Genomic DNA, 18,974 nt, shown 5'->3' on the forward strand with positions numbered 1-18,974 from the left:
GAGTGAAGTCCTCCGCCGCCTGCGGGATTGACGCATCGTCCTGTTGTGTATTACTGTACTGATACACGCTGACGATGCCGTCGGCGCCGCCAATCGCCACTTGCCGATGGACGCCGACCTCCTCTTCAGCATCAACCCGGGCTCCCCCGAGCCGATCTACCGCCAGCTGGTGGAGCAGCTGCGCCGCCGCGTGGCCAGCGGGCAGCTGGTGGCGGGGCAGGAGATCCCGTCCGTGCGCGAGCTGGCGCAGGCGCTGGCGGTGAATCCGATGACGGTCTCCAAGGCCTTCGGGCTGATGGAGGCCGAGGGGCTGGTGGAGCGTCGCCGCGGCTTGCCGATGGTGGTGGCGGCGCAGCATCAGAAGGCGATGAAGACGCGCGGCCGCGTGGAGCTGCTGCGCCCCACGCTGGAGAAGGCCGCCGCGGAGGCGCGCCAGCTGGAGCTGCCGGCGGATCAGGTGCTGGCGCTGTTCAAGGCGCTGCTCGAGGACCAGGGAGAGACGCGATGACTCACACGCTGAAGCAGACACTGCACGAGACGCTCGATCACTCGATGACGATCAGCCCGGCGCAGAGCCGGGCGCTGGCCGATGACGCCCTCGCCGCACCGCCGGTGAGCGCGAGCGGCCTGCGGGTCGACTTCAAGGGCCAGCCGGGCGTGCTGGCGGGCCTCGACTGGACGCTGGCGCCGGGGCAGGTGGTCGGGCTGCTGGGCCGCAACGGCGCCGGCAAGACCACGCTGCTGGAGACGCTGCTGGGCCTGCGCGAGCCGCAGGCCGGCGAGGTGCGTCTCTTCGGCCAGCCGGCGCTGACCCCGGACGACGCGCTGCGCGCACGGCTGGGCTACGTGCCGCAGCAGGCGGCGCTGTTCGAGGACTTCTCGGCCGGCGACCTGTTGCGCTACTTCCGCAGCTTCTACACGCGCTGGAACGACGCGAAGGTCGACGGCCTGATGTCGCGCTGGGAGATCCCGCGAGATCGCCGTGTCGGTCAGTTGTCGCAGGGGCAGCAGCAGCGGCTGTCGATCATCCGCGCGCTGGCGCACGAGCCCGACCTGCTGGTGCTCGATGAACCGGTCGCCAGCCTCGACGCCGCCGGACGGCGCGACTTCCTGCGTGAGCTCGTCGATCAGGTGCTGGACCGCGGCACGACGGTACTGTTCTCGACGCACATCCTGTCGGACCTGGAGCGCGTGGCCTTCAACGTCGCGTTCCTCAGCCGCGGTCGCATCGCGCTGCAGGCGCCGCAGGACGCGCTGGCGGATGAGGTGCGCTTGCTGGCCGGACCGCTGGGGCGGCTGCAGGCGGCGGTCGACGCGCACGGGGGGCAGGTGTTGAGCCGACGCGACCTCGGCGAACAGCCGCGCTGGCTGGTGCGTTTCCCCGAGGGGAAGCTACCGCAAGGCGATGCCGCGCTGCGCTGCGAGGCGCTCAGCCTTGAGGACCTCTTCCTGGAGCTGACGCAATGAACGCGGCGATGAACGCGGCGCTCCCGCTGCCCGGCGTCGGCGGGCACGTCGCGGTGCTGCGCGCGACGACGCGGCCCTTGCGCCGGCTGTGGTGGCTGCTGCTGCCGGTGGCCGGGATCACGGGCCTGACTTCGATGAAGTCCGCGTCCGCAGCGGGCGTCGCGTTCTGCATCATGGTCGCGATCGGACTGCAGTTCGTGTGGTGGCTGTGCGCAGGTGCCTTGAGCATGCAGAACCACCCGATCACCGCGCGTCTCGTCCCCGGCCACCTGCGTCTGTTGCGCGAGGTCGGGGTCGCGCTGTTCCTGTTGATCGCCACGGCGACCGGGTTGCTGCTGCATGCCGTGTTCGGCCACTTCCTGCTGTTCACGATGCTGGCGGGGGCTGTGCTCGTCAGCTTCTCGGTCGCGCTGCGCTGGCCGATCGCCTGGTTCGTGATCTGGGTCTTTCCGTGGATCCCGAGCGCGCTGCTCAAGGACACCGTCGTCTGGCGCGAGACCGCGGCGGTGCTGCGCGGCTGGCATGAGCAGCAGCCCGTGACGCAGGCCGCGCTGGCGATGATCGCGCTGAGCGTGATCCTCTGGCGCCTGTTCCAGGACGGCGGCCCCGGGCACTTGCGCTCCTGGCAATCGGCCAAGATGTTCAGCGACCTGATGTCGATGAAGGCGACCTGCGCGACGCGCGCCGCGCGGCCGCCTGCCCACCCGGTCCTGCGCCTCCTCGGCAAGCCATTCACCTGGGGCCTGCCGACCTGGACCCGCCACCTGATCCGTACCGCCACGCCGACGGCCGACAGCGTGGCGGCGCGTGCCGAGATCGCCGCCATGCGGAACCTGCACTGGTCGGCGACCGTGGGCGTGGCCGCCGTCATCTTCCTGGCGCTGCTGCTTGCGGAACTCGCGGTGCTGTACTGGCTGCCCGCACCGCGCGCGGCGACGGTGCTGCACAACGCGCTGCCGGGCGCCTCGTTCGGCGTGATGTGCGCGCTGTTCGGGCCGACGCTCAGCCTCTCCGCGATGCTGCGACGGACCCGGATGGAGCAGTCCTTGCTGACCCTCGTGCCGGGCATGCCGCGCGGCGAGGCGATGAACCGCGTGTTCGCGCGCCGCATGCTGACCCAGTTCCTGCTGGTGCTGGGCTTCGGGGCGGCGGTGTTGATGCTGATGGTGGCGCTCGTGCCCGGCGACTGGCCGCGCGACCAGCCGCTGATGGGCCTGCATTTCGCCGCCATCGCGCTGCCCGCGGGGCTGCTGTTGTGGCAGGACTGGTCGCGCAAGCGTCAACCGGGAGCGACGCAGGCCGTGCTGCTCATGCTCGGAGGGATGCTGGTGGCCGGACTGAGCATCGGCGCGAACCGGTTCTTCGAGATCATGCCCTGGCATGTCGTGGCGATCACGGCACCACTGACCGTCGTGCTGGCCGCGTGGCGGTGGCGCGCGGTGCGGCGCATGGCGCCGTTCTGGCCGGTCGGGCGGCACGCAGGCGATTGAGCGGTCGAAACCGCCGCTCAGGTCGTCCGTTCAGGTTGTCTGCTCAGATCGGCAGCTCGGTGCAGTACCGCCCGCCGTGGAAGATCAGCGGCTGTGCCTGTTCGGCGCGGGTGCAGGCCTCCACCTCGCCGACGAAGATGACGTGGTCGCCTTCCTCGTACTGGCTGCGGTTGGCGCATTCGAAGACGGCGGCGCAGCCCTCCAGCACCGGCGCGCCGCCGCAGCCTTCCCGGAATCTCACGCCCGCGAAGCGGTCGATGTCGCGCGTGGCGAAGCGCTGCGCGAGTTCCTTCTGATCCGCCGCCAGGATGTTGATCGCGTAGTGCGAGCCGCGGCTGAACACCGGCATCGATCCGGCCCGGCGCGCCAGGCTCCACAGCACCAGCGGCGGGGACAGCGAGACGGAGTTGAACGAGTTGGCCGTCAGGCCGACCAGGGTGCCGTCCTCGGCGCGCGCGGTCACGATGGTGACGCCGGTGGCGAACATCCCGAGCGCCGCGCGGAACTCCTGCGGGTCGAGCGGCGAGGTGGCGCAGGTCGGAGACGGCGTGATCAGGGGCGACTGGGACATGATGACCGGGATTGTCGCCTGCCTAGAATCTCGCCATGGTTGATGCTGACTTCTCTCCCGATGCCGAGGTTCACCTGCCGTCGGCCCCCGCCTACGGCTTCGGTCGTTGCGATTGCCGCCGCTGCGGCGCCGACGGCGCGCCGCGCCAGCCCGCGCGGCGCCTGTTCACCGGCCTGATCGCGGCCGGCGGCGCCATGGCGCTGTCGCCCGCCTGGGCCCAGGACGGGGTCGATGTCGGCAAGCAGAGCCGCTTCACGAAACTGATCTCGGCCGAACAGGTCGAGGCCGCCGCCCAGCAGCAGTACGTGCAGATGATGCGGCAGGCGCAATCGCAGAAGGCGCTGGCGCCGCCCAACAACGCGCAGCTGATCCGCCTGCGGGCCATCGCGCAGCGGATCATCCCGTTCGCGGCGGCGTGGAACCCGCGCGCGCAGCAGTGGCGCTGGGAGGTGAACCTGATCGGCAGCAAGGAACTCAACGCGTTCTGCATGCCGGGCGGGAAGATCGCGTTCTACTACGGCATCCTGCAGCAGCTGCAACTGAGCGACGACGAGGTCGCGATGATCATGGGCCACGAGATGGCCCACGCGCTGCGGGAACACGCCCGCGAGCGCATGGGCAAGAACATGGCCACCAGCGGCGCGATCCAGCTGGGCGCGGCGATCTTCGGCCTGGGCGACTTCGGCCGCGGCGTGGCCAACATCGGCGGGCAGTTGCTGTCGCTGACCTTCAGCCGCGAGGACGAGAGCGAGGCCGACCTGGTCGGCATGGAGCTCGCGGCGCGCGCCGGTTACAACCCGCACGCGGGCATCACGCTGTGGGAAAAGATGGGACAGGCGAGCAAGGGCGCGCCGCCGCAGTTCCTGTCCACGCACCCGTCGGGGCCGACGCGGATCCGCGACATGGAGCGCACCCTGCCTCGGGTGCAGGGCCTCTACGCCCGCGCCGCCAAGCCCGAGCAGCGCTACCAGCCGCCCGCGCCGGCGGCCAGGTCCTGACGGAGGTCGGCGGGGGACCTCGGGCAAGCACGGGGAGACACGCCCGGCCTTTCGGGGCCTGATGGCTCGAAAGGCCGATGCCATCGGGCTTCCCTACGGTTAGGTGCTGGCACAGCGATTGCCCACGCGGCCCACGGGGTCCACACTGGCACCTCGTCCAGAAGGGGTCCACATGCCGGGTCAGGAGCCGTCGTCGCACGGGTCGGGTGCATCCACCGCACCCGAGGAAGGCGCCGCGCACGTCGGGGCCGCGCTCGACTACGTCACCGACGCCGTCATCCTGCTGGAACACGACTGGACCATCGAGTTCGTCAATGTCGCCTTCGAACGCGCGAGCGGCCGGCAGCGCGAGGCGCTGATCGGCAGGAATTACTGGACCTGTCTGGCCGGCGCGATGGGCGACCGATTCGACGTCGAGGCCCGGTCCGCGATGCAGACGCGCGCCGCGCACATCTACGAGGAATTCAACGCCCGCCTCAGCAAGTGGTTCGAGTGCCGGGCCTTCCCGTGCGAACACGGCCTGGTGGTGCTGTTCATCGACGTCACGATGCGCAAGGCCGATGAGCTGACGCGCGTGGACTTCGAGGAGAAGCTGATGCGCATCCAGCGGATGGAATCGCTGGGCACGCTCGCGGGCGGCGTGGCGCACGACTTCAACAACATCCTGGCGGCGATCCTCGGACACGCGGGGATGATGCTCGACGAGCTGCCGGCGGCGTCGCCGCTGCGCGCGCACATGCAGCAGATCAAGCGGGCCGGCGACCGGGCACGCGACATCGTGCAGCGCATCCTGGCCTACGCGCGCGGCGGCGGACATGAGTTGTCCAAGCACCGCCTGCGTCCGCTGGTCGAGGACAGCATCGGTCTGCTGCGCTCGACGCTGCCGGCGTCGGTGCGGCTGACGGTGGACCTGCACGGGGACGACTGCGTGGCGACGGTCGATCCGGCGGAGGTCCAGCAGGTGGTGCTGAACCTCTGCACGAACGCCTGGCAGGCGATGCCGGGCGGCCATGGGCGGCTGCATGTCGGGCTGCGCGCGGTGCAGTTCGACGTGCCGCACGCGTTCGCGATCGGCCGCGTGGCGCCGACGCACTACGCGGAGCTCAGCGTGCGCGACGACGGGCACGGCATGGAGGAGGACGTGGCGAAGCGGCTGTTCGAGCCCTTCTTCACGACCAAGCCGCGGGGTCAGGGCACGGGGCTGGGGCTGCACATCGTGCACGGCATCGTGCATGCGCACGGCGGCGCGATCGACGTGCAGTCGCGGCCGGGGAAGGGGACCGTGTTCTCGGTCTATCTGCCGGTGGTGGGCAGCGAGGCGGCGCCGCTGGACACGGCGGCGCTGGCGCGGGTCGCTGACCCCGGCACGGGCGAGCATGTGCTCTATGTCGACGACGATCCGATCGTGCTGATGATGGTCGAGGCGCTGCTGAAGAAGGCGGGCTACGACGTCCGCACCTACGCCGAGCCGGCCGACTGCCTGGCGGACATCGAGCAGGGCCGCGTGCCGGTGCAGCTGCTGATCACCGACTTCAACATGCCGGGCATGAACGGCCTGGAACTGGCGGTGGCGGTGCGCGCGACCCTGCCGGCGGTGCCGGTGATCATCACGACGGGCTACATCGGGGACGAGCTCACCGACTCGGCCGACCGCATGGGCGGCGTGGCGGTGCTGCAGAAGGAGCGCAGCTTCGAGGAGCTCGTGGAGCTCGCCGCGTTGGCGCTGCGGGGCTTCCCGGAGTCGCGGTTCCTCGATACGGGGTTGTCGCCGCTCTGAGCGCGCCCCCGGGCCGCTGCAAACGCTGTCGGGAGACGGCGAGGCCTCAGCCCCAGCGCCCGCCGACGAAGGGGTTGGTGCGGCGTTCCTCGCCGAAGCTGCTTTCCGGCCCGTGGCCGGGCACGAAGACGGTGTCCTCGCCCATCGGCCAGAGGCGCTCGTTGATGGAGCGGATCAGCGTGTCGTGGTCGCCGCCGGGGAAGTCGGTGCGGCCGATGCTGCCGGCGAAGAGCACGTCGCCGACGAAGCAGCGCTTCGCGCTCGCGGAGTGGAAGACGACGTGGCCGGGCGTGTGCCCGGGGCAGTGGCGCACGGTCAGGGTCTCGTGGCCGATCTGGACGGTGTCGCCGTCCTCGAGCCAGCGCGTGGGCGTGAACATCTCGGCCGGCGGGAAGCCGAACATCGCGGACTGCTGAGGCAGTCCGTCGATCCAGAACTGGTCGCCCTGATGCGGTCCGATGATGGGCAGGCCGCGCAGGCGCGCGAGCTCGCCGGTGCCGCCGGCGTGGTCGATGTGGGCGTGGGTCAGCCAGATCGCCTTCAGCGTCAGGCCCAGGCGCTCGACTTCGGCAAGCAGGCGCGGGATCTCGCCGCCCGGATCGACGATCGCGGCTTCCTGCGTGACGTCGCACCAGACGATCGAGCAGTTCTGGCGGAAGGGGGTGACGGGGACGGTCTGGTCGCGGAGGGGCATGGGGGGCGGAGGTTCTGCTGGGATGCAGACTGAAGGATGCCATGACCCTCCAAGCAGGACGCGGCGCCGACGAGGGGTCGATGACATCCTGGCGGTAAAGGAGTCAAGTCCGCAGCCGCGCCACCGCCCAGCCCAATGCCGGCCACGCGACCCGACGGACGAGGAACGAGCTCAGCGCCAGCACCGAGCCAACGAGGATCGGCAGGATCGGACCGAAGGTCCACGCCATGCCGAGCACGAAGCCGAGCAGGTACTCCGCGCGATACGTTGGCAACGCGACGCCGCTGAGCAGGATCGCGAGGAGCACGACCGCCGCGTGATCGGACGTTCCGAGGCTGAAGGCCAGCGACAGTCCGATGCCCGCGCAGGCGGCGCCCAGCGCGGCGATCAGGATGGCGCGTGTCGCCGGGCCGGAGGTCGCTCGGCGCAGGAAGCGGCCGGAGAGGATCCACGCCAATGCCGGCAGGGCCACGATGCCCCAGCCGTTGGACACGGACGGCAGGTCGGGATTCGCGAGCAGGTGATGGCTGACGATGCCGCCGTGCGTCCACTGCCACGCGAGATGCGCGAGCTCGAGCACCGCGACCAGGATCGTGATCAGCGCGCGGGTGCGGCGCGTGCCCGTGGCGGTGGTGAGGGACATCGCTCGCTCCTTGAATGGAAGAAGCGGCGATGGTCCGTGAGGGGGCCAGGCGTTGCGCGGCGAAAGCGATGAGACGTCGAATGCGTCGGATGGGACGGCGATCAGCGCGGCTGCGGTGCTCGCGTGTTCACCGCCAACTGGTCGGCGAACGCCCGTTGGTAAGCCGGCCGCGACTCGCCGCGCGCGACATAGGCGGCCAGTCGCGGGACCTCGTCGAGGAGACCGGTCGATCGCAATCGCAGCAGCACGTGCACCATCATCAGGTCCGCGGCGCTGAAGGCGCCGTCGAGCCAGTCGGCATCGCCCAGCCGCGCCGACAGCTGTTGCAATCGCGTGCGCACACGCGCTTCCAGCGTGGGGAGTCGGGCGGCGTACCAAGGCTGGTCGCGCTCGAACAACCGGGCCATCGTCAGCTCGAGGATCGGCGGCTCCAGGGTGTTCACCGCGGCGAAGACCCAGGCGACGGCGCGCGCTCGCGCATCGGCGTCGTCAGGCAAGAGGCCGGGATGCTGGTGACCGATGTGCAGGACGATCGCACCCGTCTCGAAGAGCGCCAGCCCGCCTTCCTCGTAGGTTGGAATCTGGCCGAAGGGGTTGAGCGCCAGGTGCGCCGGCTCCTTCATGGCCTGGAAGGGGACGAGGCGGACGTCGTAGTCCAGCCCCGCCTCCTCCAGCGCCCAGCGGACGCGCGTGTCGCGTGCCAGCCCTTTGCCCCCGTCGGGTGAGCGTTCGAAAGCGGTGATGGTGATGGTCATGGCGTCGATCCTTGCACGAGGCGTGTAGAGGAACGACGAATGACCCTCGCCGCGATCGACAGTTCAGCGCGAGAAAGCGTGCGCTGGGAGTGTCCTTACCGACCGGCGCGGAAGCCCCGAGCTGCCAGTCGCGCGAGGATGGCAACGACCACGAGCGCAACGCCGTCAAGGACGAACAGCTCGACGCCCGGACCTGCCCGCTTGGCCATGTCGGTCGATTGACCGAAGTGGCTCGCGCCGATGCCATAGGCTTCGACGAAGCTCATGGCGGTGATCCACGCCGCCGTCGCGGCAATCGCGATGGCGGCTACGGTGGCCACGTTGGCCTTCAGGTAACTCGTCTTCTTCCGGGTGGTGGCCGGCGCATAGTCGGCGCTCGTCGCCACGTCGAGATCTGCCTGCATGTTCATTCCTCCGTCTGTCCGAGGAGGCGTTGTATGAGGAGAGCCCTTTTGAATGGCCCGGCGTGTCGTGAACTGCGGAATGGGGCGTTGAATGGGGCCGAGCCGAGGCCAGACGGAGGCGCACCTGGGGCGCGTGAGCGACGATGGTTGCGGGGCGAAACGCTCGCATGCTTCAATCACCGCATGCCCCAAGACGCCGCCTTCCTGTCCGGCACCGAGAACCTCTCGATGTCCTCGGCCACGGTCATTCCGGTGCTGCACTACCCCGACGTGGCGGCCGCGGCGGCGTGGTTGGTCCGTGTCTTCGGTTTCACCGAGCGCCTGCGCATCGGTGGCCATCGCGTACAGCTCGATATCGGCGCCGGCGCGATGGTGGTGGCGCAAGGCGATGCGCCAGCGGAGCCCGTCTTCTCCATCATGGTCCGTGTCGCGAGCGCGGACCGGCACGCCGCGCGAGCTGCGGCCGAGGGCGCCAAGGTCCTGTCCCAGCCGCACTCGTTCCCGTACGGAGAGCGCCAGTACACCGTGTCGGACCTGGCGGGCTACGTGTGGACGTTCTCGCAGTCCGAGCGCGATGTGCATCCGGGCGATTGGGGCGGGGAGCTCGTCGCCGCGTGTTCGGATGTGACGCGGCCTGCCGGCGGCGGCTGAAGCGCTCAAGAGCACAAAAAAATCGGCCTGGTGCGCCCCCGAGCTCGAAGACGCCATGAGCGTCTCCCCGCTGCGAGTTGCGCACCAGGCCGTCGCCTGGGCGGGGGAGTCGCCTCCCCGTCCGAACCTTAGAGCGAGTTGAGGAACGCCAGCAGCGCCTCCCGGTCCGCCGTGCTCAGCTTGACGAAGCGCTGGCGGCTGGCGTCGCCTTCGCCGCCGTGCCACAGCACCGCCTCGGTCAGCGTGCGGGCGCGGCCGTCGTGCAGATAACCGACCTTCACGCCGGTGCCCGCCACGCGCTCGGTGTACCCGATGCCCCACAGGGCCGACGTGCGCCACTGGCTGCCGCTCGCCTGCGATTCGGCGAAGTTGTCGGCCAGCTCGCTGCCCATGTCATGCAGCAGCAGGTCGGTGTAGGGCTTGATGGTCTGGTTGCGCATCTCGGCCAGCTCGGTGCCCGCGCCCGTCTTCATCTCCGCGATGTGGCAGGCCGTGCAACGGATGGTGGAGAACACCTTCGATCCCGCCGCGACCTTCACCGGATCCACGTCCAGATAGGACAGCGGCGTCACGCCCTTCGGGAAGCCGCTGACCACGCTGCGCTGCGCCGGCACACCCAGCTGGGCCACGTAGCGCGAGAGCAGCTGCAGCTCGGCCTCGGACACGCCCTTTTCCACCTTCTTGTTGTTGCACTGGGCCGGGCCGGCCAGGCAGTCGCGGTTCGGGTAGACCGGGGACGTGACCGACATGTCCAGCAGCAGCGCATTGGCCGTCTGGTGACGCAGGCTCACCTTGGCCGCCTTCCAGCCGTAGCGACCCACGCGCACGGCGCCGGTCTCCGGGTCGTAGACCAGGTTGGCCTGACCCTTCACACCGTCCTCGTCCGGCGTGCTGCGCACCCGCGACAGGATGTCCGCGTCGGTGATCGCCTCCAGCAGACCCATGCCGATCACGGGCTGCGCGCTGCGCAGCGAGTACACCGTCGGCGTCGGGCCGTCGAAGCTGACCTTGGGCTTGCTCAAGGTCACGACGGTGCCGTCGGCCAGCGTGACGTTCTTCGTGTCGAAGCCGGCGACGCGCACGCCGTTGCCCCAGTCCTGCGCCGCACCGGTGCTGAGCGAGCGGGCGTTCATCTGCACGGCCTCGCCGTAGACCGGGTGGGGCAGCTGCTTGCCGTTGCCGTCCAGCGCGGCCACGCGCACGGCCATGGTGTCCAGGCGCTGGTTGAGCACCTGCGGCGCCAGGCTGCGGCCGTTGTTGATGTGGCAGCCGAAGCAGTTGGTCTGGTTGAAGCGCGGACCCTGCAGCTTCACCGCGTCGGTGTTGCGATCGTTGCCCTGCTCGTTGTGATCGCCGGTCCACATGTTGGTGTGGAACCAGCGCCGACCTTCGACGAAGGTCTGCATGTTCTTCATGCCGATCTGCGTATTCGGCTGCTGGAACATGAAGGTCGAGTTGTCCGCGTAGTCGTAGGAGATCGACCCCGTGCCGCCCGACAGCGTCTCGACCGGCAGCGGTGCGTTGTTCAGCCGCGGCTGGATGCCGTACTGCGGACGCAGGCCGCTGCCCACCACATAGGTCACCTCGTTGGTGTAGTAGCGGAAGTTGCCGTTGTCCTGGATCGCGTCCATCGCCGCGCGGCTGGAGAAGAACGAGCCGGTGAACTCGATCGCGTCGCCCACCTTGAGGTTGCGCGACGGGATGTTGACGCCGTTGGGCACCATCACGCCGTTGGCATTGGGCGCCAGGTCCGAGTGGCCGGGCACGTTGTCCAGCACCACGGAGCAGCCGTCGTTCGCGCCGACGATGCCGCCGTAGCCCGTGGTGGGCCGGGCCAGTGCGCCTTCGGGCGGCTTGGGCACCACCGGGCAGGAGGTCTTGTCGACGAATCCGTCCGTGTAGGTGGTGTTGTCCAGCAGCCGGCCTGGCGACATCCAGCCGTAGCCGGTGACGTTGGGATCATCGATGCGGCGGAAGAAGGAATGACCGCCGCCGCGCTGCGCCTGCTGGTAGTACTGGTTGACGATGATGCTCGGCTTGGTGACGCCGGCCACGCGGCTGTTGTCGATGAACTCGACGCCCCAGGTGCGGTTCTTGAAGTAGTTGGCGATGAAGTTGAGGTACGCGCCCGGGCCCTTGTCCTGCGGCTTGCCGTTGGCATCCACGGTGTCGTTGGGGCCGAAGCCGATCTCGTTCCAGTCCTCGCCGCGCTCGCGTCCATGGCGCGAGCGGCCCACGAAGCCGAAGCGCGTCACCAGCGTGCCGTCGGGCAGCGTGAACTGCACCTGCTCCAGCGTGGGCGGCGTCGCCGGCGTGACCACGGTGCTGTTCGCGGGCGGCGTCGGCACGGCCGAGGCGGTGAGCATCGGCAGCGTGTTGTCGCTGCCGGGCGAACTGAAGCTGACCTCGAGCAGCGAGTAGCCGTACTGCGTGCCGCGGGCCACGCCCTGCAGGCGCACGTAGCGCGCGTTGGCGTTCAGGTTGAAGAACTCTTCCGTCCCGCCCTTGCCGCCGGCCACGTAGCGCAGCTGGTACCAGGTCTGGCCGTCATCGGAGACCTGGATCGCGTACTCCTTGCCATACGCGTTCTGCCACACCAGCTTCATGTAGCCGACCGGCGTCTTGGTGCCGAAGTCGAACTGGATCCAGGCCTTGTCGTCGAAGGCGCTGGCCCAGCGCGTGTTCAGGTCGCCGTCGAGTGTCTTCTGGGCGGTGTCGCCGTTGTTCTCCAGCGCGCTGGACGTCGCCGTGATGCCGGTGATGGCCTTGCCGGGCTTGCTGATGTCCAGGCCGGTGGGCGATTGCAGCGACGGGGGCAGCGCGGGCGTCGTGGGGCTGCCGCTGTCGCCGCCGGTGGGCAGGCTTGGCGGCGCGGGCGCGGGCGGGGGCAGCTCGGGCTCGTCGCCGACGGGCGCGGACGCCGGAGGCGCGGGGGCCGGACCGGGCGCCGGCGCGGGTGCCGGCGCGCCGGACACCGGCGGGCTGCCGCCTGCGTCCGAGCCGCCGCCACCACCACCACACCCTGCCAGCGTGCCGACGGCGCTCAGGGCGACGACGGCGCTGAAGACGATTCCCCAGGGGTTTCGCGGGGAAGGGCATGCCGACGTCGGGTCAGCCTCTGAAATGTTGTGGCGCATGGCGCTCCTGCAGGTCCGTAGAACGAGACACCCGGGGAGCGCGCACGAACGCCTGACCCGGGTGGACTTTCACCCCGTTCAAGCAGAGAGCGTGCCGGTTGCGGTTGGTCACAGAGTGCGGTCAGCGTCGCAAAACGCGAGCGCGCGACGCCTGACCCTAATCCCAAAGAGGTATTTGCGCGATGTGCGGATCGAGGGGCAGGGTCAGGTTTTGTCACGTCTGACATCAGACGCGACAAATAGTGTCACTTCGACAGGCTGGCGCTGGCCGTGGTCACGAGGAGCGCGCGTTGGCCGGCCGCCTCGACGCGGGCGAGCTGCTCGGGTGTCGCGATCACGAGGCCGTCATTCCCCTGGGTGTCCAGCAGACCCAGGCGACGCGCTTCGGACGTCTCCGCCCGGACCTGCTGCCGGGTCTTGGGCGTGCCGGTCAGCGCGGGTTCGTAGTTGTCGCGCTGCGAGCGCTGGAGCTCGCCGCTCGCTTGCGCGGCGGCCAGTTCGGCCAGCACCTCGGCGCGCGTGCGCGGCGTGCCCACGTCGCTGGTCCGCGAGAACGGCGCGTCCTCTTTCCAGTCGCCGTTGTCGCCGGCCGCGTGGGCGCGGATCAGGTCGGCCTGGACTTGCACGCGGGGGAGCGCGGCGGTCTGCGCGGCGGCGGGTTGCGCGATGGCGGCGAGCGTCGCGGCGATGAGGGTGGCGGCGAACAAGGTGCGGGACGTGGCGGTGGTCATGTCGGACTCCAGTGAAGGGTTGGGGTTGGCGTGGGATGGATTTCATCCGTCGCAGGTATCTGGGGTTTGTCCCCGCCCCGTGCTTTCAGCAAGAGCCTGTATGCGCGCCGACGCGCGATACATGGCGGTACAAGCGCGATCCGCCGATGCCCGCCGCGCTACGCGATGGGCGCGAAATCGTTCGCCAGGCCGCGTGCCAGCGCGATGGCCGCCGCATGGGTGCGCGAGTTGGCGCCGAGCTTGCTCATGATGGCGCCCACGTGCGACTTGACCGTGCCGAGCTCGATGTCCAGGGAGCGCGCGATCGTCTTGTTCGACTCGCCGGCGACCACGAGACGCAGCACCTCCGTTTCGCGCGAGGTCAGCGCCGTGCGCGTCAGGCTGTCGGCCATGCGCTGCGCCACGGTCAGTCCCAGATAACGCTGACCGCGCGCCGCCGCGGTCACGCCTTCGACCAGCTCGCTGAGCGGGCCGCCGAGCAGCAGGTAGCCATGCACGCCCGCCTCGATCGCACCGCGGATGTCGGCCTCGCGCCCGTGGCTGGTCAGGGCGACGACCCGTGCGCCGTCCAGGCGCTGCAGGGCGCGCTGTCCCGGCGCCGCGAGCCGCAGGGCGTCCTGCAGGTCCGAGACCACGACGTCGATGGGCGGATCCTGCCGCCGCTCGTCGACGCCGTCCTTGAACACGTCGATGCCGCCGTGCTCCCCGAGCGCGGCGGTGATGCCCACGCAGAGCAGGGGATCCGGATGCATGACCAGGACGCGGATCCGGGGCGTCGTGGAACGGGGCGTCGTGACATGGGGCGGTTGGGACGGGAACATCATGGACTTGCCTGGCGAAGTGGTCGGAATGCTTGGCGCCGCCGGCATCGGCCGACGGGGTGTCATGGCGCCGACTCTAGAAGTGGAGCCCCCCGCGCAGCAAGACGCTGACCGCCAAAGTGCTTTTGTGATCTCGACAAAGATCGCCGCGGCGATCTAATCGAGTTCGCGCACATGAGAGTCCGGAGGTCCCCATGGATCGGATCGCTGCAATGAACGCCTTCGTCCGTGTCGTCGAGGCCGGCAACTTCACCAAGGCCGCGGAGTCGCTCTCCCTGCCCAACGCGAGCGTGACGCGCCAGATCCAGAGCCTGGAGCAGGACCTGAAGGTGCTCCTGCTGCACCGGACGACCCGCGCCGTCACCGTGACGGCCGAGGGCGCGACCTACTACGAACGTGTCGTGCGGCTGTTGTCGGATCTGGCCGACATCGAGTCCTCGACCCGCCAGTCGAGCGCGAAACCGGTCGGCACCGTGCGTGTCGACGTGCCCGCGGCGATCGCGACGATGGTGCTCGTGCCGGCGCTCGGCGATTTCCGGCGTGCCTATCCGGACGTGAAGATCGAGCTGGGGGTGGGCAACCGCCACACGGACCTGGTCGCGGAAGGTGTCGACTGCGTGATCCGCGCGGGGGAGGTCAGCGATCAGTTCCTCGTCGCGAGGCGCATCGGCGGCTTCCGCTTCGCCACCTGCGCGACGCCGGCCTTCCTCGACGAGCACGGCACGCCGACGTCTCCGGAAGAGGTCCCCTTCTATCCCACCGTCGGGCTGGCGGGCGGATCGGGCGGGCGCGTGCAGCCATTCCGCTTCACGCGGGGCGAGGTCCAGCACCGCTTCACGCTCGAGCACACGCTCGTCGTCAACGACACGAATGCCTACCTGGCGGCGGGGCTCGCCGGATTGGGACTGATCCAGGCGCCGTGCTACACGATCGATGCGGCGGTCCTGGACGGACGGCTGGTGTCGCTGCTCGACGAGTGGCATCCCGACGAGAGCCCTGTCCACGTGCTCTACGCGCCGAACCGCTATCTCAGCGCCAAGGTGCGGGTCTTCATCGACTGGACCGTGGACCTGTTCGAGCGCCACGAGCACCTGCGGCGCGGCTGAGGGTTCAGTTCCGCCTACGACTTCAGTCGCAGCGGCGGACGGCGTCAGGTCGGATGTGGTCTCCCTCGGGATCCGCGAGCCTAGCGGCTCCGAACTCCCGAGGACCCACCGAGCATGAACACATACCCGAGCCGACGTCGCCTGCTTGCGGCGGCCGCCGTCGTCGGCGCTTCCAACATGGCCTTGCCCTGGCTGCCCGCCAGCGCCCATGCGGCTGCGCTGAAGGACGCCGCCATCGGCGACAGCACGGCGATCCGCCCGTTCCGCGCCAGCTTTGCGCGCGCGGATCTGGCCGACCTGCGCCGGCGCATCGCATCGATGCGCTGGCCCACGCCGGAGACCGTCACCGACGCGTCTCAGGGTGTCCGGCTGAGGACCATGCAGCAGTTGGCCCGCTACTGGACGCACGGCTACGACTGGCGGCGTCTCGAAGCGCGCCTCAACCGTCATCCCCAGTTCGTCACGACCATCGACGGCGTGGAGATCCACTTCATCCATGTGCGCTCGAAACATGCGAACGCGCTGCCGGTGATCGTGACGCACGGCTGGCCGGGCTCGGTCGTCGAGCAGCTCAAGCTCATCGAGCCGCTGACCGATCCGACGGCGCATGGCGGCCGCGCGGAAGACGCGTTCGACGTGGTGATCCCGTCCCTGCCGGGCCACGGCTTCTCAGGCAAACCGCGGACGACCGGCTGGGATCCCGTGCGCATCGCCCGCGCCTGGGTCGAGCTGATGCGCCGCCTCGGCTACACCCGCTACGTGGCCCAGGGCGGCGACTGGGGCGACGCGGTCACGGAGCAGATGGCCTTGCTCACGCCGCCCGGGCTGATCGGCATCCACGTCAACATGCCGGCGACGCTGCCGCCCGACGTGGCCCGCGCGCTGAAGCTCGGCGAGCCCGCGCCGGCGGGACTGTCGACCGACGAGCAGCAGGCCTTCGACCAGCTCGACGACTTCTTCAAGCACGGCCTGGGTTACGCGCTCGAGATGTCCAACCGGCCTCAGACGCTCTATGCGCTGGAGGACTCGCCGATCGGCCTGGCAGCCTGGATGCTCGACCACGATGCCCGCAGCCAGGCGCTGATCGCCCGCGTGTTCGACGGCCAGGCCGAGGGACTCACGCGCGACGACATCCTCGACAACGTGATGCTGTACTGGCTCACGAAGACGGCGGTGTCCTCGGCCCGGCTCTACTGGGAGAACAAGCTGGAGTTCTTCGCGATCAAGCAGGTCGCGATCCCCGTCGCGGTCAGCGTGTTCCCCGACGAGATCTACGCCGCGCCGCGCAGCTGGGCGGAGCGCGCCTACAAGCAGCTCATCCACTTCAACCGCCTGGACAAGGGCGGGCACTTCGCGGCGTGGGAGCAGACCGAGGTCTTCGTCCGCGAGCTGCGCACGGGCTTCGCCAGCCTGCGCTGAGCGCTGTCTGAGCGCCCGACAAGGCGTCGCCCTCGTGCGGCGCCTTGTCATTGCGCGTTCAGGCGCAGGGCGCCACCGCCATCGAGAGCACGTACCCCGCGCTGCGCACCGTCTTGATGTAGCGGGGTTCGCGCGCGTCGTCCCGCAGGCGCAGGCGCAGGCGGCTGACCAGCAGGTCGATCGAGCGCTCGAAGGGCTCCGTCGGGCGACCCTGCGTGAGGCCGAGCAACTGGTCGCGGCTGAGCACGCGCTGTGGATGGTCGAGGAACACGCGCAGCAGCCGGTACTCGGCGCCGCTCAGATCCACCATCGACTCCTGGTCGTCGAGCAGGTGGCGCTCGACGGTGTCGAGCTTCCAGGTGCCGAACGCCAGGCGCGGGACCGTGTCGGTCGACCGCATGTTGGGCGGCAGCATGCGGGTGCGTCGCAGGACGGCGCGGACGCGCGCCAGCAGCTCGCGTTGCGCGACCGGCTTGACCAGGTAGTCGTCGGCGCCCATCTCCAGCCCGAGGATCCGGTCCACTTCGTCGCCGCGCGCGGAGAGCATGAGGATGGGCATCGTCCGGTGCTTGCCGCCGCGCAGCTCGCGGCAGAGGTTCAGCCCGTCGTCGCCGGGCAGTTCGAGGTCGAGCACGATCAGGTCGAACGGGCCCGACTGCTCGAGCGCCGCGCGCAGATGACGTCCGGTCGCGACCGCCGTCACGTGCATCCCGTGTTGCTCGAAGTAGGCCTTCAGCTGCTCGCGCTGCGCGCGATCGCCGTGGACGAGGAGGAGGTGGTCGCTGGTGTTCATCGTCATGCTCGTCGGAACTCGACGCCCATTCTTCGCAAGGAACGGGCGCGCGCCATCCGACCTTCGTCGAAGTGCCGGCTGCATCGAACGGTCGGCCGGCGGCAGGCCGGGACCGTCTGCGACTTTGGAACGAGGCGTCGATGCCGAACCAGTCGGATGGCAGGCGGCGGCGGCCTCCGTAGTCTTCGATGCATGGACGTTATCAGGACGTTCTCGCGACAAGGAGCGCCGACGATGGCAACACTGAAATTCCAATTCGACACCACGCTGACGCCGGAGCAGTTCATCGCCGGGCTCACGGATTTCGGTCCGGGTCGGTCGAAGATCTTCCGCTTCAGCACCGACGACTTCCTGCGGGTGCATCGTCAGGGGCGCACGCAGGCGGTCGTCACCGAGGGCTCGCCCGCCATCTGGGAGCGGCTGCACTACGACTGGTCCGTCCCCCACCGCGTGGTGTTGACGACGATGGATTCGAACGTCTGGGGCGGCCGGTCGGGACATAGCTACACCTTCCATCCGTTGGCGGGCGGCAGGACACGGCTGGAGGCGGTCGTCGTCCGCGAAGGCCGCAACCTCAAGGGCCGGCTGCTGGGTCTTCTGCTTGGCAGCGTGGGCCGTGGCACCTTGAGGAACGCCTTGGCCGCGGCGATCGCGGCCATGGAGGCGCGGTACGCCTGATGTCGCCGCGCCCCCGACGCACCCATGACAATTTCTTCAATGCAATGAACGAGCGATCCAGGACGACCCCATGGAACTGACCGCCACCACCATCCTGGTCGCCTTCGCCGGCGTCTTCCTGATCTGCTTCATGAAGGGCGCCTTCGGCGGCGGCTTCGCCATCGTCGGCATCCCGCTGCTGTCGATCGTGATGGACCCGGTGACCGCGGGCGGCCTGCTCGCGCCGCTGTTCATCGCGATGGACCTCTTCAGCCTGCGCTACTGGAAGCCGTCGACCTGGTCCAGGCCGGACCTTCAGCTGCTCGTTCCCGGTCTGGTGGTGGGCATCGGGGCGGGTTATCTGCTGTTCCGCGTGCTGGACCATCGCGCGATCGCCATCCTGATGGCGGTGATCACGCTGGTGTTCGTCGGCCTGTGGTTCGTGCGAGGCGGCGAGGTGGTGGTGCAGCCGCGGTCGCCGCGCAAGGCCGTCGCCGCGGGGCTGACCTCGGGGATCACCACCATGGTCGCGCACTCGGGCGGACCGCCCCTGGCGATCTATCTGCTGCCGCTCGGCTTGAGCAAGCAGGTCTATGCGGGCACGACCAGCCTGTTCTTCACGGTCGGCAACCTGCTCAAGGCGGCCCCGTGGCTGATGCTGGCCAAGCCGGCGGGCGCCGTCTGGAGCCTGATGGCGATCTGCCTGCTGGCCATCCCCTCGGGCGTCTGGCTGGGGTGGCGCCTGCATGCCAGGCTGGATCAGCGCCAGATGTACAGGGCCTGCTACGCCTTGCTGGTGGTCACCGCCATCAAGTTGCTGTGGGATGGCGTCTCGGGTTACCTGCGCTGAGCAGCGCGGC

At 69.5% G+C, this 18,974-nt stretch carries 19 protein-coding genes; 10 read left to right on the forward strand and 9 right to left on the reverse strand.

The window, feature by feature from the left end:
• Positions 1 to 106 precede the first annotated feature (106 nt).
• Genes AC07PR_RS24710 through AC07PR_RS24720 form a run of 3 tightly spaced genes read left to right on the forward strand, consistent with a single transcriptional unit; the run spans position 107 to position 2,957 of the window.
• Positions 107 to 508 (forward strand): GntR family transcriptional regulator, encoded by a 402-nt coding sequence (locus AC07PR_RS24710; RefSeq protein WP_377159271.1) that lies wholly within the window; start codon positions 107 to 109, stop codon positions 506 to 508.
• A complete protein-coding gene (locus AC07PR_RS24715; protein ID WP_495136881.1) occupies positions 505 to 1,467 on the forward strand; it encodes an ABC transporter ATP-binding protein in 963 nt (320 codons plus the stop codon). Before AC07PR_RS24710 ends, AC07PR_RS24715 begins: the two co-directional genes overlap by 4 nt.
• Complete coding sequence (locus tag AC07PR_RS24720) at positions 1,464 to 2,957, forward strand: hypothetical protein (RefSeq protein ID WP_495136882.1); 1,494 nt, start codon at positions 1,464 to 1,466, stop codon at positions 2,955 to 2,957. The genes AC07PR_RS24715 and AC07PR_RS24720 overlap by 4 nt, the downstream gene beginning before the upstream one ends.
• Positions 2,958 to 3,000: 43 nt before the next feature.
• On the opposite strand, the gene AC07PR_RS24725 is transcribed toward AC07PR_RS24720, so the two are convergent.
• Positions 3,001 to 3,528: a flavin reductase family protein gene (locus AC07PR_RS24725; protein ID WP_495136883.1), complete on the reverse strand. Its 528-nt coding sequence runs from the start codon at positions 3,526 to 3,528 to the stop codon at positions 3,001 to 3,003.
• 35 nt (positions 3,529 to 3,563) lie between these two features.
• On the opposite strand from AC07PR_RS24725, the gene AC07PR_RS24730 reads away from it, so the two are divergent.
• Both AC07PR_RS24730 and AC07PR_RS24735 read left to right on the forward strand, forming a co-directional pair.
• Positions 3,564 to 4,526: a M48 family metallopeptidase gene (locus tag AC07PR_RS24730; RefSeq protein WP_483108139.1), complete on the forward strand. Its 963-nt coding sequence runs from the start codon at positions 3,564 to 3,566 to the stop codon at positions 4,524 to 4,526.
• A gap of 172 nt (positions 4,527 to 4,698) precedes the next feature.
• Positions 4,699 to 6,303, forward strand: coding sequence for a hybrid sensor histidine kinase/response regulator (locus tag AC07PR_RS24735; RefSeq protein ID WP_483108138.1), 1,605 nt, complete (start codon positions 4,699 to 4,701; stop codon positions 6,301 to 6,303).
• 46 nt (positions 6,304 to 6,349) lie between these two features.
• Here the strand turns inward: AC07PR_RS24735 and AC07PR_RS24740 are convergent, their stop codons facing one another.
• The 4 genes from AC07PR_RS24740 to AC07PR_RS24755 all read right to left on the reverse strand — a co-directional run bounded on the left by AC07PR_RS24740 (position 6,350) and on the right by AC07PR_RS24755 (position 8,799).
• Positions 6,350 to 6,997, reverse strand: a complete 648-nt coding sequence (locus tag AC07PR_RS24740; RefSeq protein WP_377159280.1) for an MBL fold metallo-hydrolase — start codon at positions 6,995 to 6,997, stop codon at positions 6,350 to 6,352.
• 103 nt (positions 6,998 to 7,100) lie between these two features.
• Positions 7,101 to 7,640 carry a hypothetical protein gene (locus tag AC07PR_RS24745; RefSeq protein WP_495136884.1) on the reverse strand — a complete coding sequence of 180 codons (540 nt, stop codon included), beginning with the start codon at positions 7,638 to 7,640 and terminating at the stop codon, positions 7,101 to 7,103.
• Positions 7,641 to 7,741: 101 nt separating this feature from the next.
• Positions 7,742 to 8,395 carry a glutathione S-transferase family protein gene (locus AC07PR_RS24750; RefSeq protein WP_495136885.1) on the reverse strand — a complete coding sequence of 218 codons (654 nt, stop codon included), beginning with the start codon at positions 8,393 to 8,395 and terminating at the stop codon, positions 7,742 to 7,744.
• A gap of 95 nt (positions 8,396 to 8,490) precedes the next feature.
• Positions 8,491 to 8,799 (reverse strand): hypothetical protein, encoded by a 309-nt coding sequence (locus tag AC07PR_RS24755; protein WP_495136886.1) that lies wholly within the window; start codon positions 8,797 to 8,799, stop codon positions 8,491 to 8,493.
• Positions 8,800 to 8,982: 183 nt separating this feature from the next.
• Between AC07PR_RS24755 and AC07PR_RS24760 the strand changes: the two genes are divergently transcribed.
• Positions 8,983 to 9,450 (forward strand): VOC family protein, encoded by a 468-nt coding sequence (locus tag AC07PR_RS24760; RefSeq protein WP_483108133.1) that lies wholly within the window; start codon positions 8,983 to 8,985, stop codon positions 9,448 to 9,450.
• Between the two features lie 128 nt (positions 9,451 to 9,578).
• Here AC07PR_RS24760 and AC07PR_RS24765 read toward each other — a convergent pair whose 3' ends face one another.
• The 3 genes from AC07PR_RS24765 to AC07PR_RS24775 all read right to left on the reverse strand — a co-directional run bounded on the left by AC07PR_RS24765 (position 9,579) and on the right by AC07PR_RS24775 (position 14,070).
• Positions 9,579 to 12,587: a di-heme oxidoredictase family protein gene (locus tag AC07PR_RS24765; RefSeq protein ID WP_495136887.1), complete on the reverse strand. Its 3,009-nt coding sequence runs from the start codon at positions 12,585 to 12,587 to the stop codon at positions 9,579 to 9,581.
• 245 nt (positions 12,588 to 12,832) lie between these two features.
• The gene (locus tag AC07PR_RS24770; RefSeq protein WP_483108131.1) at positions 12,833 to 13,318 is read right to left on the reverse strand and encodes a DUF4148 domain-containing protein; all 486 of its coding nucleotides are present in this window, start codon (positions 13,316 to 13,318) and stop codon (positions 12,833 to 12,835) included.
• 158 nt (positions 13,319 to 13,476) lie between these two features.
• Positions 13,477 to 14,070: a LuxR C-terminal-related transcriptional regulator gene (locus tag AC07PR_RS24775; RefSeq protein WP_495136888.1), complete on the reverse strand. Its 594-nt coding sequence runs from the start codon at positions 14,068 to 14,070 to the stop codon at positions 13,477 to 13,479.
• A 281-nt stretch (positions 14,071 to 14,351) separates the two neighbouring features.
• Between AC07PR_RS24775 and AC07PR_RS24780 the strand changes: the two genes are divergently transcribed.
• Both AC07PR_RS24780 and AC07PR_RS24785 read left to right on the forward strand, forming a co-directional pair.
• Positions 14,352 to 15,245 carry a LysR family transcriptional regulator gene (locus AC07PR_RS24780; RefSeq protein WP_495136889.1) on the forward strand — a complete coding sequence of 298 codons (894 nt, stop codon included), beginning with the start codon at positions 14,352 to 14,354 and terminating at the stop codon, positions 15,243 to 15,245.
• A 114-nt stretch (positions 15,246 to 15,359) separates the two neighbouring features.
• Positions 15,360 to 16,664 (forward strand): epoxide hydrolase family protein, encoded by a 1,305-nt coding sequence (locus AC07PR_RS24785; protein WP_495136890.1) that lies wholly within the window; start codon positions 15,360 to 15,362, stop codon positions 16,662 to 16,664.
• A 58-nt stretch (positions 16,665 to 16,722) separates the two neighbouring features.
• On the opposite strand, the gene AC07PR_RS24790 is transcribed toward AC07PR_RS24785, so the two are convergent.
• A complete protein-coding gene (locus AC07PR_RS24790; RefSeq protein ID WP_377159300.1) occupies positions 16,723 to 17,457 on the reverse strand; it encodes a response regulator in 735 nt (244 codons plus the stop codon).
• A gap of 234 nt (positions 17,458 to 17,691) precedes the next feature.
• Between AC07PR_RS24790 and AC07PR_RS24795 the strand changes: the two genes are divergently transcribed.
• Both AC07PR_RS24795 and AC07PR_RS24800 read left to right on the forward strand, forming a co-directional pair.
• Positions 17,692 to 18,135, forward strand: coding sequence for a hypothetical protein (locus AC07PR_RS24795; RefSeq protein WP_495136891.1), 444 nt, complete (start codon positions 17,692 to 17,694; stop codon positions 18,133 to 18,135).
• Between the two features lie 70 nt (positions 18,136 to 18,205).
• Positions 18,206 to 18,964 carry a sulfite exporter TauE/SafE family protein gene (locus AC07PR_RS24800; protein ID WP_431100622.1) on the forward strand — a complete coding sequence of 253 codons (759 nt, stop codon included), beginning with the start codon at positions 18,206 to 18,208 and terminating at the stop codon, positions 18,962 to 18,964.
• Positions 18,965 to 18,974: the final 10 nt, after the last annotated feature.

Source organism: Roseateles sp. GW821-FHT09H11 (assembly GCF_059415845.1).

Excerpts from the sequence above, each read along its gene's own strand:
- AC07PR_RS24770 (WP_483108131.1), bottom strand. The coding sequence starts at position 13,318 with ATGACCACCGCCACGTCCCGCACCTTGTTCGCCGCCACCCTCATCGCC.
- AC07PR_RS24755 (WP_495136886.1), bottom strand. The coding sequence starts at position 8,799 with ATGCAGGCAGATCTCGACGTGGCGACGAGCGCCGACTATGCGCCGGCC.
- AC07PR_RS24800 (WP_431100622.1), top strand. The coding sequence starts at position 18,206 with ATGGAACTGACCGCCACCACCATCCTGGTCGCCTTCGCCGGCGTCTTC.
- AC07PR_RS24725 (WP_495136883.1), bottom strand. The coding sequence starts at position 3,528 with ATGTCCCAGTCGCCCCTGATCACGCCGTCTCCGACCTGCGCCACCTCG.
- AC07PR_RS24790 (WP_377159300.1), bottom strand. The coding sequence starts at position 17,457 with ATGAACACCAGCGACCACCTCCTCCTCGTCCACGGCGATCGCGCGCAG.
- AC07PR_RS24750 (WP_495136885.1), bottom strand. The coding sequence starts at position 8,395 with ATGACCATCACCATCACCGCTTTCGAACGCTCACCCGACGGGGGCAAA.
- AC07PR_RS24795 (WP_495136891.1), top strand. The coding sequence starts at position 17,692 with ATGGCAACACTGAAATTCCAATTCGACACCACGCTGACGCCGGAGCAG.
- AC07PR_RS24715 (WP_495136881.1), top strand. The coding sequence starts at position 505 with ATGACTCACACGCTGAAGCAGACACTGCACGAGACGCTCGATCACTCG.
- AC07PR_RS24745 (WP_495136884.1), bottom strand. The coding sequence starts at position 7,640 with ATGTCCCTCACCACCGCCACGGGCACGCGCCGCACCCGCGCGCTGATC.
- AC07PR_RS24730 (WP_483108139.1), top strand. The coding sequence starts at position 3,564 with ATGGTTGATGCTGACTTCTCTCCCGATGCCGAGGTTCACCTGCCGTCG.
- AC07PR_RS24735 (WP_483108138.1), top strand. The coding sequence starts at position 4,699 with ATGCCGGGTCAGGAGCCGTCGTCGCACGGGTCGGGTGCATCCACCGCA.
- AC07PR_RS24740 (WP_377159280.1), bottom strand. The coding sequence starts at position 6,997 with ATGCCCCTCCGCGACCAGACCGTCCCCGTCACCCCCTTCCGCCAGAAC.
- AC07PR_RS24710 (WP_377159271.1), top strand. The coding sequence starts at position 107 with ATGGACGCCGACCTCCTCTTCAGCATCAACCCGGGCTCCCCCGAGCCG.
- AC07PR_RS24775 (WP_495136888.1), bottom strand. The coding sequence starts at position 14,070 with ATGCATCCGGATCCCCTGCTCTGCGTGGGCATCACCGCCGCGCTCGGG.
- AC07PR_RS24720 (WP_495136882.1), top strand. The coding sequence starts at position 1,464 with ATGAACGCGGCGATGAACGCGGCGCTCCCGCTGCCCGGCGTCGGCGGG.
- AC07PR_RS24785 (WP_495136890.1), top strand. The coding sequence starts at position 15,360 with ATGAACACATACCCGAGCCGACGTCGCCTGCTTGCGGCGGCCGCCGTC.
- AC07PR_RS24765 (WP_495136887.1), bottom strand. The coding sequence starts at position 12,587 with ATGCGCCACAACATTTCAGAGGCTGACCCGACGTCGGCATGCCCTTCC.
- AC07PR_RS24760 (WP_483108133.1), top strand. The coding sequence starts at position 8,983 with ATGCCCCAAGACGCCGCCTTCCTGTCCGGCACCGAGAACCTCTCGATG.
- AC07PR_RS24780 (WP_495136889.1), top strand. The coding sequence starts at position 14,352 with ATGAACGCCTTCGTCCGTGTCGTCGAGGCCGGCAACTTCACCAAGGCC.